Origin of the sequence: Myroides sp. 1354, assembly GCF_030324495.1 — a bacterium.
Lineage (GTDB): Bacteria > Bacteroidota > Bacteroidia > Flavobacteriales > Flavobacteriaceae > Flavobacterium.
The window spans coordinates 17,090-30,124 of record NZ_JACAGN010000003.1; the positions used below are offsets into that span (position 1 = coordinate 17,090).

At 37.0% G+C, this 13,035-nt stretch carries 12 protein-coding genes; 8 read left to right on the forward strand and 4 right to left on the reverse strand.

The window, feature by feature from the left end; all coding sequences use genetic code 11:
- Positions 1–92 precede the first annotated feature (92 nt).
- Positions 93–2,513 carry a S9 family peptidase gene (locus HX004_RS04555; RefSeq protein WP_286441150.1) on the forward strand — a complete coding sequence of 807 codons (2,421 nt, stop codon included), beginning with the start codon at positions 93–95 and terminating at the stop codon, positions 2,511–2,513.
- Positions 2,514–2,851: 338 nt separating this feature from the next.
- On the opposite strand, the gene murA is transcribed toward HX004_RS04555, so the two are convergent.
- The 3 genes from murA to HX004_RS04570 all read right to left on the reverse strand — a co-directional run bounded on the left by murA (position 2,852) and on the right by HX004_RS04570 (position 5,264).
- Positions 2,852–4,165, reverse strand: coding sequence for a UDP-N-acetylglucosamine 1-carboxyvinyltransferase (gene murA / locus HX004_RS04560; RefSeq protein WP_286441151.1), 1,314 nt, complete (start codon positions 4,163–4,165; stop codon positions 2,852–2,854).
- A complete protein-coding gene (locus tag HX004_RS04565) occupies positions 4,162–4,905 on the reverse strand; it encodes a DUF4290 domain-containing protein (RefSeq protein WP_286441152.1) in 744 nt (247 codons plus the stop codon). The genes murA and HX004_RS04565 overlap by 4 nt, the downstream gene beginning before the upstream one ends.
- A 74-nt stretch (positions 4,906–4,979) precedes the next feature.
- Positions 4,980–5,264 (reverse strand): DUF493 family protein, encoded by a 285-nt coding sequence (locus HX004_RS04570; protein WP_286441153.1) that lies wholly within the window; start codon positions 5,262–5,264, stop codon positions 4,980–4,982.
- Positions 5,265–5,787: 523 nt separating this feature from the next.
- Here HX004_RS04570 and HX004_RS04575 point away from each other — a divergent pair.
- From HX004_RS04575 to HX004_RS04605, 7 genes are all read left to right on the forward strand, one after another.
- Positions 5,788–6,321 (forward strand): AAA family ATPase, encoded by a 534-nt coding sequence (locus tag HX004_RS04575; protein ID WP_286441154.1) that lies wholly within the window; start codon positions 5,788–5,790, stop codon positions 6,319–6,321.
- Positions 6,322–6,395: 74 nt separating this feature from the next.
- Complete coding sequence (locus tag HX004_RS04580; protein WP_286441155.1) at positions 6,396–8,300, forward strand: RecQ family ATP-dependent DNA helicase; 1,905 nt, start codon at positions 6,396–6,398, stop codon at positions 8,298–8,300.
- Entirely contained in the window at positions 8,300–9,250 is a 951-nt protein-coding gene (gene fmt / locus HX004_RS04585; protein ID WP_286441156.1) for a methionyl-tRNA formyltransferase, read from the forward strand. The genes HX004_RS04580 and fmt overlap by 1 nt, the downstream gene beginning before the upstream one ends.
- 155 nt (positions 9,251–9,405) lie before the next feature.
- Complete coding sequence (locus HX004_RS04590) at positions 9,406–9,681, forward strand: HU family DNA-binding protein (protein WP_002986040.1); 276 nt, start codon at positions 9,406–9,408, stop codon at positions 9,679–9,681.
- Positions 9,682–9,783: 102 nt separating this feature from the next.
- Positions 9,784–10,347, forward strand: a complete 564-nt coding sequence (locus HX004_RS04595) for a YqgE/AlgH family protein (protein WP_286441157.1) — start codon at positions 9,784–9,786, stop codon at positions 10,345–10,347.
- A 144-nt stretch (positions 10,348–10,491) separates the two neighbouring features.
- A complete protein-coding gene (locus HX004_RS04600) occupies positions 10,492–11,649 on the forward strand; it encodes an alpha/beta fold hydrolase (protein ID WP_286441158.1) in 1,158 nt (385 codons plus the stop codon).
- Positions 11,650–11,699: 50 nt separating this feature from the next.
- Positions 11,700–12,203 carry a YfbM family protein gene (locus HX004_RS04605; RefSeq protein WP_286441159.1) on the forward strand — a complete coding sequence of 168 codons (504 nt, stop codon included), beginning with the start codon at positions 11,700–11,702 and terminating at the stop codon, positions 12,201–12,203.
- 128 nt (positions 12,204–12,331) lie between these two features.
- Here the strand turns inward: HX004_RS04605 and HX004_RS04610 are convergent, their stop codons facing one another.
- The gene (locus HX004_RS04610) at positions 12,332–12,946 is read right to left on the reverse strand and encodes a GNAT family N-acetyltransferase (RefSeq protein ID WP_286441160.1); all 615 of its coding nucleotides are present in this window, start codon (positions 12,944–12,946) and stop codon (positions 12,332–12,334) included.
- Positions 12,947–13,035: the final 89 nt, after the last annotated feature.

Genomic DNA, 13,035 nt, shown 5'->3' on the forward strand with positions numbered 1-13,035 from the left:
TTTTTGTGTATTTTAAAAAACATCAACTACAAAAACCATTTATTTTATAAATATTCCACGTATATTGCTCAGATAAACTAAAACAAACAAAAATGAAGATTTTAAAAACTTCTTTATTCTCTCTTTTTTTAATTACATCTATGTTTGCACAAGAAAATGTAACTTACCAAAAGCCTTCACAAGAAATTTTGCAACTAGCAGAATTTGAACGAGCTCCTTCTATCTTCATGGATAGCAATATGGAGTATATGCTTTTAAGTTACCGCAGTACGTACAAAACACTAGATGATTTAAATGTCGAAGAGATGCGATTAGGTGGTTTACGAATCGATGTAAACACAAACATTTCTAGTACCCTTACGTACATCAACAATCTAAAAGTTAGAAAAGTAAAAGACAAAGCTGAAATTCAGGTGAAAGGTTTACCTGCAAATCCTAGAATTTCCAATATTACGGTTTCGCCTGATCAAACGAAAATCGCTTTTACCAATACGGTAGCGACAGGAGTTGAACTATGGGTTGTTGATTTCAAAACAGCAGAAGCTAAAAAACTAACAGAAGCAAATTTAAATGCCAACTTAGGAAACCCTATTACGTGGTTAAAAGACAATCAACAAGTTTTGATTAGTGTAATTCCGGCAAATAGACCCGCTTTGGTAGATACGAAAAAGAATTTACCAACAGGTCCTATTGTTTCTATTAGTGAAGAAGGAGTTGTTTCTCAAAACAGAACCTATCAAGATCTTTTAAAGAACAAAACCGATGAAGCTAACTTTGAAACATTGGTGACTTCTGAGTTATATCTAGTGGATCTAAATGGCAATAAAAAGCTATTTAAAGAAGCTGCTATGTACGCTAGTGAATCGATTTCTCCTGACGGGAATTACTTGATGCTTACTACATTGGAAAAGCCTTTTTCTTACCTTGTTCCACTGAGTCGTTTTCCGATGAAAACAAGCGTATACAACATGGATGGAACCTTGGTAAAAGAGGTGAATGATGTAGCGTTAAACGAAATCATGCCTAAAGGATTCATGGCGGTTAGAGAAGGAAAGAGAAGCATGCAATGGCGTGCAGATCAACCAGCTACTTTATCTTATGTAGAGGCTTTAGATGGAGGTGATCCTGCAAAAGAAGTAGAATATAGAGACGAAGTATTCACTTGGGAAGCTCCATTTACTGCTGCACCTAAATCTATCGTAAAACTAGGTCAGCGCTATGCTGGCATTACATGGGGGAACGATCAAGTAGCTTTGGTGGCAGACCAATGGTATGACACACGTAATATCAGACAATTCTTGATTAACCCTTCTTCTTTTACTGCTAATCCAATAAAGATAGAAGATCGAAACTCTCAAGATGTTTATAGTGATCCAGGAACTTTCGAAACGAAAAGAAACGAATTTGGTCGTTATACCTTAGCAATTGACAACAACAAAATGTACTTAATTGGAGAAGGATATACCTCAAAAGGTCAATTTCCTTTTATTGATGAGTTTGATTTAACTACGTTAAAAACAAAACGCTTATATCAATCTACGTACACTACGAAAAAAGAAAGCATCCAATCCATCGAAGATATTAAAAAAGGATTAGTATTGGTTTCTATTCAGTCACCTACTGAGTACCCAAACTACTACTTCAGAAATATCAAGAAGAAAAACGATATCAAACCGATTACGACATTCAAAAATCCATTTGAAAGCTTAAATGGGGTGTACAAAGAAGTCATTACATACAAAAGAGCGGATGGTTTAGAATTATCAGGAACATTGTATTTACCTGCGAATTACGACAGAAAGAATAAGACCGAAAAATTGCCTTTATTGATTTGGGCTTATCCAACAGAATACAAAGACAAAAACAGTGCGGGACAAGTAACATCTAACTCTAGTGAGTTTACCTTCCCTTATTACGGTTCATTTGTTTATTGGGTAACCAAAGGTTATGCCGTATTAGACAACGCAGCTTTTCCTATTGTAGGTGAAGGAACTGAAGAACCCAATGATACGTACATTGAGCAATTAGTAGCTAATGGTAAAGCTGCTATCGACGCGGTTGATGCTTTGGGTTATATTGATCGCTCAAAAGTTGGGGTTGGAGGACATTCATACGGAGCCTTTATGACGGCTAACTTACTAACGCACTCTGACTTATTTGCTGTAGGTATTGCGAGAAGTGGGGCTTACAACCGAACATTGACTCCCTTTGGATTCCAAACCGAACAACGCAACTATTGGGAAGTGCCTCAGGTATACAATACCATGTCTCCATTCATGAATGCAGACAAAATGAAAACACCAATGTTATTAGTACACGGTGAAGCAGACAACAATCCTGGAACATTCACTCTACAAACAGAGCGTTATTTCCAAGCATTAAAAGGATTAGGAGCACCGGTTCGCATGGTTATCCTACCAAAAGAAAGTCACAGCTATGTTGCCAAAGAAAACATCTTACACTTATTGTGGGAACAAGATCAATTCTTAGAAAAATACTTAAAGAATAAATAATAAAAAGACCCTTCGGGGTCTTTTTATTGGAAAGAAGAGAGAGGAGAGAGGAGTAAATTCTCGGATTGAAGTGATTTTCCTGAAATAAGATTTTTTTTTCTTTTTCCCATTCCTCATTATTTAATCATGTCATAGACCAATTGCCATTGGTCCCTACGCACCTCATCAACTCACAACAAACAGATTTGTAATAAAAAAAAGCTTGCGTTTTTTAACGCAAGCTTTTTTTTATTGTTAATTTTTCTTCTCTCCTCTTTATCTCACTGCATGACTATTTTATTTTGGAGTTCGATGAATCTACGCTATGCTCCGATTTCCTCTTTCTTCTCTCCATTAACCTATTCGTCAACACGTTCAATTTTCGCACCTAAAGCACGTAAACGCTCATCGATTCTTTCGTATCCACGATCAATTTGATCGATGTTTTGAATCACACTAGTTCCTTGTGCTGATAAAGCAGCAATTAACAAAGAGATTCCCGCGCGAATATCGGGTGAAGACATACGAGTTGCCTTCAATTGAGATTTAAAATCATGTCCTATTACCACTGCTCGGTGTGGATCACAAAGAATAATCTTCGCTCCCATATCGATTAATTTATCCACGAAGAACAAACGGCTTTCAAACATCTTTTGATGAATCAACACCTCTCCTCTTGCTTGGGTTGCTACTACTAAGATAACGCTCAATAAATCAGGCGTTAGACCTGGCCATGGCGCATCGGCAATGGTCAAGATAGATCCGTCGATAAAGCTTTGTATTTCGTATCCTTGCGTATGAGCAGGAATGTAGATATCATCTCCTCTTTTTTCTAGCTGAATCCCCAATCGTCTGAATGTATTTGGAATCACACCTAAATGTTCCCATCCTACATTTTTGATTGTCAATTCACTTTTAGTCATAGCAGCTAATCCAATCCAAGAGCCGATTTCAATCATATCTGGTAAGATACGGTGATCACATCCTGACAATCTCTCTACTCCTTCAATGGTCAAGAAATTCGAACCAACTCCTGTGATTTTAGCTCCCATGCTATTTAGCATTTTGCAAAGCTGTTGCAAATAAGGCTCACAAGCTGCATTGTATATTGTCGTTGTTCCCTTTGCTAGGACAGCCGCCATTACAATATTAGCCGTTCCTGTAACAGAAGCCTCTTCCAATAACATATCAGCACCAATCAATTGCTCTGCTTCAACTCCGTAGAAATGCTCTTCTCTATTGTATCGAAACGTCGCACCTAACTTGATAAATCCTTCAAAGTGAGTATCCAAACGGCGTCTTCCAATTTTATCTCCTCCTGGTTTTGGGATATACCCTTTTCCAAAGCGTCCTAAAAGTGGTCCCACCATCATAATAGATCCTCTTAAAGCCTTTCCACCTGCTTTAAAATCTTCTGACGTTAGGTAATCCAGATTTAAATTATCCGCTTGAAAAGACATCTTATTCGGAGCTAATCGTTCGGTTTTCACACCTAAAGATTCTAATAATTCAATTAATTTATTGACATCAATAATATCTGGAATATTGGAAATTACTACTTTTTCATCGGTTAACAACACGGCACACAACACTTGTAATGCCTCGTTTTTAGCGCCTTGTGCATGTACTTCACCTTTTAATTGGTGACCTCCTTCAATTCTAAATGTACTCATTGCTTTTTACCTTTTGCTTGATAATTGTGCTTGCTATACTTTTTGTTGCTATTGTTGTTGTTGTTGTTGTTGTTGTTCCCTTTTTGATTATTCGAATTATTTGCGTTATTGTTGTTCGAATAATTGCTTTTATTGGATTGTTTTCGATTCACCTGAATTAAGTTTGCCGTAGTAGACAACTCCTCTTCTTGTTTAGATAAATTAATTTTCCCTCCTGAAAGTTCACTCAAATGCTCGAAAATAACCTCGTCTTTCACATTGTCTTTATTCCAGCTTAAGTAACTTTTTTTCATGTGATTAGCGATGACAATAATCAAAGCATCTCTCATTTCACCTTCTTCGAATTTTAACGCTTCCTCAATCATACTCTTGATGTTATTGCCGTAGTAGCGATAATTCAATTGTTTCTTAGGATAAGGTAAAACTTCTGGTTTTGCATACACCGTTTCTCTTGTCGCAATAGGAAAAGGACAATCCACATTTAATTTAAAATCAGAAATCATAAAAAGCTGATCCCATAACTTATGTTGAAAATCAGGCACATCACGTAAATGTGGGTTCATATCCCCCATCACGCGAATAGCGTAATTTGCCGCTTTATTTCGCTCATCGTTATCTTCCATCAAAGTGATTTGTTCAATCATTATCTGAAGATGACGGCCATAATCTGGGATTACTAATTTATTGGTGGCTGTATTATAGCCTAAGTGTGTTACTGCTTCTGCGGAGTTAAATTTCATCTAATTGGTGTTTACAAAGTTTGGCTATCTGCCTGAGCTATAAAAATATAAAACTTTCTAGGATAAAGCAATTTTTACAGCGATAATAACCCTTCAATTGTCGATAATTCAATATACTTATCAACGATAGCTTGCGCACTAGGCATATGCACTTTTATCGATACACTAGTAAAAGTACCTTTACTTGAATTTCTGAAGTTAATTACGGGATTCATTCCATCAAAAGCACGCTCGATTTGTGCAATCTTACTCTCTTCTGCGGGAACAATAAATTTGAATAAATATTCATTCGGCCAAGTTCTCTCAAACTCTAGCTTTTCTTTCAAGCTTTCGTAAAATTCTTTCGTCTTAGTATCCATACCTTGTTTTGATGCAAATATACGTATTTTGATTGGGAAATAGTGTATTGGAAAGAGGAAAAGGGAGAGAGGAAATCAGTACGTTTTTCTTCCCCTCTCTATCTCATCAGGTTCATATTTATTTTTAGTATTCGATGAATATATCTCATTTAAAAAAATACTTCTTTTTATTAGGCACAGGATCCCTGTGCCCCTACGTTATGTGTACTGTCTATCTCATTTAAAAAAATACTTTTTTTTATTAGGCACAGGATCCTGTGCCCCTACGTTATGTGTACCGTCTATCTCATTTAAAAAAATACTTCTTTTTATTAGGCACAGGATCCCTGTGCCCCTGCGTTATGTGTATCCCCTATCTCATTTAAAAAAATACTTCTTTTTATTAGGCACAGGATCCCTGTGCCCCTACGTTATGTGTACTGTCTCCATTTTAACCTTCTCTTAATAATAAAGAATCTCGGAAACCTCATGTTATCCCGACTTTTTGTGCTACTTTTGCCCCTTTCTTATTTTTTTAGTAGAAATGAATACAAAACTCGTTTTAATAATCGGTGGCCCAGGATCTGGTAAAACAACCATAATCAATGAATTAATTGAGAAGGGATATACCTGTTATCCTGAAATATCAAGAGAGGTTACAAAGAAAGCACAAGAGAAAGGAATTGATCAACTTTTCTTAACAGAACCGCTGTTATTTAGTCAACTTTTACTAGAAGGTAGAATTGATCAACACAAGAGTGCAGTTGAAGAAGATGCACCAATTGTTTTTATTGACCGTGGGATTCCCGATGTACTAGCGTATATGCATTACAAAGGAGATGCTTATCCTGAGAGCTTTGACTTAGCGTGTAAAAATCACTTGTATCACCAGATTTTCTTATTACCGCCGTGGGAAAACATTTATATCAGTGATGATCAGCGTTATGAATCTTTTGAACAAGCAAACTTAATTCACCGTTACTTGGTTGATACCTATAAAAGTTACGGTTATGATTTGATTGAAGTACCTCGAGAAACCATCGCCAAAAGAGTAGAATTTATCTTAGAACGCGTATAACATAAAAAAGGATTGTGGTTGCAATCCTTTTTACATTTTTGACTACCTTAGTCGAAAGCAAAATTTCCGTTTCAATGACTAAAAAACCGATCGATTTACTTCAACACTATTGGAAACACAGTTCTTTTCGTGAACCACAAGAAGCCATTATCGAATCTGTTTTAGAAGGAAAAGACACCTTTGCTTTGTTGCCCACGGGTGGCGGAAAGAGCATCTGTTTTCAGATTCCAGCTCTCCTCCTACCGGGCACTTGTTTGGTTATTTCTCCTCTGGTTGCATTAATGCAAGATCAAGTCAATAATTTAAATACCTTGGGTATTAAAGCAGCCGCGATTATTGGCGGTACTTCGCTAACGGATATTGACGCCATATTGGACAACTGCCTTTACGGTGAATATAAATTACTCTATCTCTCTCCAGAGCGATTGGAACAAACCTGGTTATTGGAGCGCATTGAAAATTTAAAAATAAGCTTAATCGCTGTAGACGAAGCGCATTGTATCTCGCAATGGGGACATGATTTTCGACCTGCTTATCTCAAGATAAACCAGTTGCGCAAGCTATTTCCTCATGCTCCTATTATTGCTTTAACGGGATCTGCCAATGAACGCGTCATCCAAGATATTTGCACCAATCTAGAACTGAACGATGTTGCGCTATTCAAAAAGAGTTTTTATCGCAGTAACCTAATCTATGGGGTATACCCTGTGGAAAACAAAGAAATGATCGTTGAGCGAATTCTTCAAAAGAATCCCTTTCCAACGATTATTTACGTGCGCAGTAGAAAAGAAACCCAACTATTGGCTCAACAGTTAAATCAAAAGAATTTCAAAACAAGTTTTTTCCACGGAGGACTTAATACGTTTGAAAAAAAGAAACGATTGGACGATTGGGTTTCGGAGAAAACCCCTATTATGGTGGCTACAAATGCCTTTGGAATGGGAATTGACAAGAAGAATGTACGCAATGTTATTCATTTGCAGATTCCGGAAAACTTAGAAAATTACTACCAAGAAGCAGGTCGAGCAGGTCGAGATGAAGCCAAAGCCTTTGCTTCTTTACTCGTTGCTCCAAATGAACCGAAATCAGTTGAAGAGTGGACCAAAGACAACCTCTTTGACAAAAATTTTTTAAAACTCGTTTATCGCAAGCTCAACAATTATTTGAGCATTGGGCTAGGTGAAGGTTATAATACATCCTATTCATTTAGTTTCAATCAATTTTGCGTACATTATAAATTTCCTTATACGTTAACGTACAATGCCCTTCAATTCCTAGATCGCCAAGGGATTTGTAAGTTAACCCCAAATTCAAACAACAAAACACAGGTTCAATTCACCGTGAGTAGCAGTGAATTATTGGATTACGTCTATGAAAATGAACGACAAGAAAACGTCTTACTTCAAATTATCCGACACTATCCAGGGATACACGAATACCAAACACCTATTAACTTGGCTTTTATCAGCGAACAAGTAGGCGAACCCATATTGTATATACAAGAATGCTTACAACTATGGCATCAAGAAGAATTGTGTATCTTTACACCTGAAGAACACGACTTAGAAATTACCTTTCTCGAAGCTTGGGAAGAGGATAAAACAATTTACAGAACCTTTCCGTTCTTAGAACAACAGAATAAGCTCAAAATCGAACAATATCGCGCCATGTACTTTTACGCACAAAATGACGATATTTGTAAGAATAAAATTATTTTACATTATTTCAATGAAACCTTAGAGCGAAACTGTGGCAGTTGTTCAACTTGTTTGCAAGCGAATCGACAGCAATCGCTTCATCACTTAACTGAGAAAAGAGAACATATTATTCTGTACTTACAACGCAAACAAGCAGCCTCTATTGCTGAACTAGAAACCGATTTATCTCTTGAGATGCAAGACATTATCGTAATTTTACAGCAGTTATCTGAGCAACAAAAAATTAAATTAAATAACAAAAATCAATATATTTTATTATAATGAAAGACTTACGTATCATATTTATGGGAACCCCTGACTTTGCAGTTGGAATTCTCGATGCGATGTATCAACATAACTTCAATATTGTCGCTGTGATTACGGCACCCGATCGACCTGCAGGGAGAGGTCAAAAATTAAAGTATTCTGCTGTTAAAGAATATGCATTAGACAAACAACTTCCTATTTTACAACCGACAAACTTAAAAGAGGAAGCTTTTTTGGAGGAATTAGCTTCTTATCAGGCGAATCTACAAGTAGTCGTTGCGTTTAGAATGTTACCTGCAGCGGTATGGCAAATGCCCGCTTTGGGAACGTTTAATCTACATGCCTCCTTACTACCAGACTATCGTGGGGCTGCTCCCATTAACTGGGCCATTATCAATGGAGAAACGAAAACAGGTGTTACCACTTTCTTCATTGACGAAAAAATTGACACTGGAGCGATCATTTTAAAGAAAGAAACGGCTATTGGAACAAAGGAATCTGCTGGTGAACTTCACGACCGTTTGATGATTTTAGGTGCTGAAACTGTGGTTGAAACATTGGAGTTAATTCAAAAAGGAGACGTAAAAGTGGTTCATCAACCTGCTGAAGACACGAAAACGGCCTATAAATTGAATCGAGACAATTGCAAAATTGATTTTTCTAAAACAGGCCTTGAGATTGAACAACTTATCCGAGGTTTAAGCCCTTATCCTGCAGCCTGGTGTATGTTAGAAGATCGAGACGCACAGCAAGAATGGAACATCAAAATATACGAAGCGGACTTTGAAAAAGAAGAACATCAACTACCTATCGGTCAAGTAATTACAACAAAGAAAACCATTCAAATTGCCGTGCAAAACGGCTTCTTAAATGTGGTCAAATTACAGCTACCAGGCAAGAAAATGATGCTGGTAAATGAAGTATTAAATGGGCAAAAATTTAGCGAAAACACTATCGTTTTATAACTCATTTCCCTTCAAAGGAATACTTCACATAGAACCTTAACACAAAAAAAGATATTGCCCTGCGTTTTTTTTTTACAAAAAGCTTGTTTTATAACTTTATAACCCTAAATTTGTAATAAGAACGTTAATAAAGTTAACCTTTAAAAAAAATTATTATGAACAAAACAGAATTAATTGATGCTATCGCAAAAGATGCAGAGATCAGTAAAGTTGCAGCTAAAAAAGCTTTAGAATCTTTCTTATCTAACGTTGAATCTACATTAGCTAAAGGAGACAAAATTTCATTGGTAGGTTTCGGTTCATGGTCAGTATCTGAAAGAGCGGCTAGAGAAGGAAGAAATCCTCAAACTGGAAAAACAATCAAAATTGCTGCTAAAAAAGTAGTTAAATTTAAAGCTGGATCTGAGTTAGAAGGATCTGTAAACAAGTAGTTACTGACTTTGTTTATGTAATATAAACAGATCAAAATAGTAAAAAATTAAAAAAGTCTTATTATATTGTATAATGAGACTTTTTTTTTATGCCTTATTGTTATGACAAAACACGAGATTAATAAAGGAGATTATTTAATAGCACTTCCCTCTGCATACAACCCTACAGATTTAGAATTCAATCAATCTGTCATCTTATTAACCGATCACAATCTTGATGGCTGTATGGGGTTTATTTTAAACAAACCTACCCCTTATTTATTAAGCGAATTAGTACCCGAAAGCAATGGTGCATTTACCGTTTATCACGGAGGTCCTGTTGAATCCGATCGCTTGTTTTGTATTCACAAATGCCCTGATCTAATTCCAGACAGTATTGCCATCACAGATCAGCTGTATTGGGGAGGTGATTTTAATGCTATTTTTCACCACATTGAAATGGGACTGCTTACCCATTTAGATGTTCGTTTTTTTATGGGATACGCTGGTTGGGACAATGGACAACTGGAAATGGAATTAGCCAATCAACATTGGGTAAAAACACCTTCACTCCCTTTCAATCTCTTTGAACAAGCAACAAAATCTTACTGGAAACAAGCCATGCAAACACTTGGTAAAGACTTTCGCATCTGGTCTAACGCACCGGAAAACCCGAATTTGAATTAGTTAACTGTTATCGGTTAACAGTTAACGGTAGATGTTTTGAAAGAAGATCGTTCGTTCCTTAATCACAACCTCAACGTCTATCTCACCTAGTTTATATTGATTTTGGTGTTCGATGAATATATCTCACAGGGTTTATATTTTGTTTTGGAGTTCGATGAATCTTCACTGCGTTTCGATTTTCACTGCGTTTCGATTTTCACTGCGTTTCGATTTTCACTGCGTTCCGATTTCATCATCTCAACAACAAACAACAAACAACAAACAACGAACAACAAACAACAAACAACAAACAACAAACAACGAACAACAAACAACGAACAACAAACAACGAACAACAAACAACAAACAACGAACAACAAACAACGAACAACAAACAACGAACAACAAACAACGAACAACAAACAACAAACAACGAACGAAATGAAACACATACAAACCCCACACCTAACCCTTTGCTATGAAGATTTCGGTTCTTCTGCAAATCCCTGTGTACTGCTAATTGGCGGTTTAGGGACTTCCATGACGCGATGGACGGTTGATTTTTGTCAACAGTTGGTCCAACGTGGCTTTTATGTCATCCGATACGATCATCGGGATACGGGTTGTTCTACCTTTAGTACACCAAACTTGAGTCATCCGGGGGAACTCATGGCTGCCTTGCAAACAGGAAAAATAGAAGCGCCTTTTTATTCTTTATACGATTTAGCCCAAGATGCCATTGATTTATTGGATTACCTTCACATTGAACAAGCACATATTATGGGGCGTTCAATGGGAGGAATTGTCGCTCAAATTTTAGGGAGTAAGTATAAAGAACGTATATTGTCTTTGGTGATTATTATGTCAACTTCCTTGAACCCAACACTACCGCAAACGGATCCTGTGGTCATGCAACAAATGATGACACCACTTCCGTCTTATTTCAATGCGAAAGAAGACCACCTTCAAACGCGATTGGCCTTCACCAAACGCATTTCGAGTACTGATTTACCGTTAAACGATGCAGAAGAAATTGCACTGATTGAGGAGGATTATCGCCGCAATGAAAAGCCTAACCAAACCCTCTTCCACGTAGCGGCTGTTGGATTTACCCCTTATACTCCAACTATTGCGCAAGGCATTAGTTGTCCGGTGATTATTATGCATGGAACGCTTGATCCCATCTTCCCTCAGGAACACGCCTTGGATTTACAAGCCGCTATTCCACAAGCAAAATTGATGTTAATTGAGCATATGGGACACGATTTACATCCCGATCGCTATGCTCTTTTACTGGATGCATTTAGCCAAAATTGGGGATAAAAAAGGAAGGTTATTTCTCTTATCTTTATCACTACTAAAAAACATAAACGATGAGTATGATAGGCAATTTGCTTCGTGTTTCACAAGCAGACTTAGCGCGTTACCAAGCCGATAGTCAATTATTTGAAGATCGCATTTACAAAGAATACGACGATACAGATGAGGCGATGGTTGATTTAGATAAATCATGGCATGTATTGGCCTTTCTTTTAGGTGAAACAAAAGACGAATTTGAAGATCACCCTATGGCGGGTTTAATCTTCGGGAAACACACCTTAGACGAGAATCAAGATGTGGGGTATGGCCCGGCGAGATACCTCACTGCTGATGAGGTAAAAGAACTCAATCAGACCTTAACTCAACTAACAAATGAAGAAATAAAAAAACGCTTTTCACCTGCTTTATGTGAAGAACACGATATTTACCCTTCTTTTTGGGCGGGAGAAGACGCTGAGGATTTATGGGAATACATCCATGATAATCTCCAAGTTCTCCGTACAGCTTATCAAAAAGCTGCAGATCAAGATGAGGCTATGATCACTTATTTGAATTAATAGAAAGAGGAAAGAGGAAAGAAGAGAGGGGAAATTGTAGGGGCACAGGGTCATGTGCCTAATAAATCGAAGTACCTTTTTTTAGGTGAGATAAAGAGGAAAGGGATGCTATTATGCATCCCTTTCCCTTATTTTCTTTCGAGAATCAATCGATTGATTTTTCCTTTAGCTGCTTCCCATTCTGTATCTAAAATACTGTAATAAGCGGCATTGCGCGTTGTGCCATCAGCTTGTATTTTATCTTTTCTCAAAATACCTTCAAACACTCCTCCTATCTTTTCTATCGCTTTGCGCGATCGAATGTTGGTATCCTTTGTTTTTAATTGGACGCGATTTACGCCTAGTACTTCAAAGCAATAAGTCATCAACAATAGTTTACTTTCTAAATTAACCGCGGTTCCCCAATATTCTTGTGTAATCCACGACCAACCTATTTCTAATTTTTTGTCTGCTTCATACATTTCAAAAAAACGAGTAGAACCAATAAACTCACCATTTTTTTTATGTTGAATAACAAAGGGATATTGAATTCCCTTATCTCTTGCAGCTAGGGCTTGGGTATATTTCTCAAAAAAAGTTTCTCGTTGAGAACAATCCGTTGGAACTAATTCCCACAGCTTTCGATCCGCTGCTTTTTGATATAACTCTTCTAAGTGTTCAACCTCCAAGGGAATAAGTCGAATGTGCTCTCCTTCTAAAACAAGGGGATGTGCAATCCAAAGGGTTTCATTCTTATTATTCATCATCATTTCGTTTTGATTACTTTGCCATTTTAAATAAGCACGCTAAATTAAAACAAACGAATTGAGAAATGAGTTTCTTTGTGAGGTTT

Bases quoted from the DNA above. Each gene is read 5' to 3' on its own strand.
- HX004_RS04610 (WP_286441160.1), bottom strand. From the start codon at position 12,946: ATGAATAATAAGAATGAAACCCTTTGGATTGCACATCCCCTTGTTTTA.
- HX004_RS04605 (WP_286441159.1), top strand. From the start codon at position 11,700: ATGAGTATGATAGGCAATTTGCTTCGTGTTTCACAAGCAGACTTAGCG.
- HX004_RS04575 (WP_286441154.1), top strand. From the start codon at position 5,788: ATGAATACAAAACTCGTTTTAATAATCGGTGGCCCAGGATCTGGTAAA.
- HX004_RS04590 (WP_002986040.1), top strand. From the start codon at position 9,406: ATGAACAAAACAGAATTAATTGATGCTATCGCAAAAGATGCAGAGATC.
- HX004_RS04595 (WP_286441157.1), top strand. From the start codon at position 9,784: ATGACAAAACACGAGATTAATAAAGGAGATTATTTAATAGCACTTCCC.
- HX004_RS04570 (WP_286441153.1), bottom strand. From the start codon at position 5,264: ATGGATACTAAGACGAAAGAATTTTACGAAAGCTTGAAAGAAAAGCTA.
- HX004_RS04580 (WP_286441155.1), top strand. From the start codon at position 6,396: ATGACTAAAAAACCGATCGATTTACTTCAACACTATTGGAAACACAGT.
- fmt (WP_286441156.1), top strand. From the start codon at position 8,300: ATGAAAGACTTACGTATCATATTTATGGGAACCCCTGACTTTGCAGTT.
- murA (WP_286441151.1), bottom strand. From the start codon at position 4,165: ATGAGTACATTTAGAATTGAAGGAGGTCACCAATTAAAAGGTGAAGTA.
- HX004_RS04565 (WP_286441152.1), bottom strand. From the start codon at position 4,905: ATGAAATTTAACTCCGCAGAAGCAGTAACACACTTAGGCTATAATACA.
- HX004_RS04555 (WP_286441150.1), top strand. From the start codon at position 93: ATGAAGATTTTAAAAACTTCTTTATTCTCTCTTTTTTTAATTACATCT.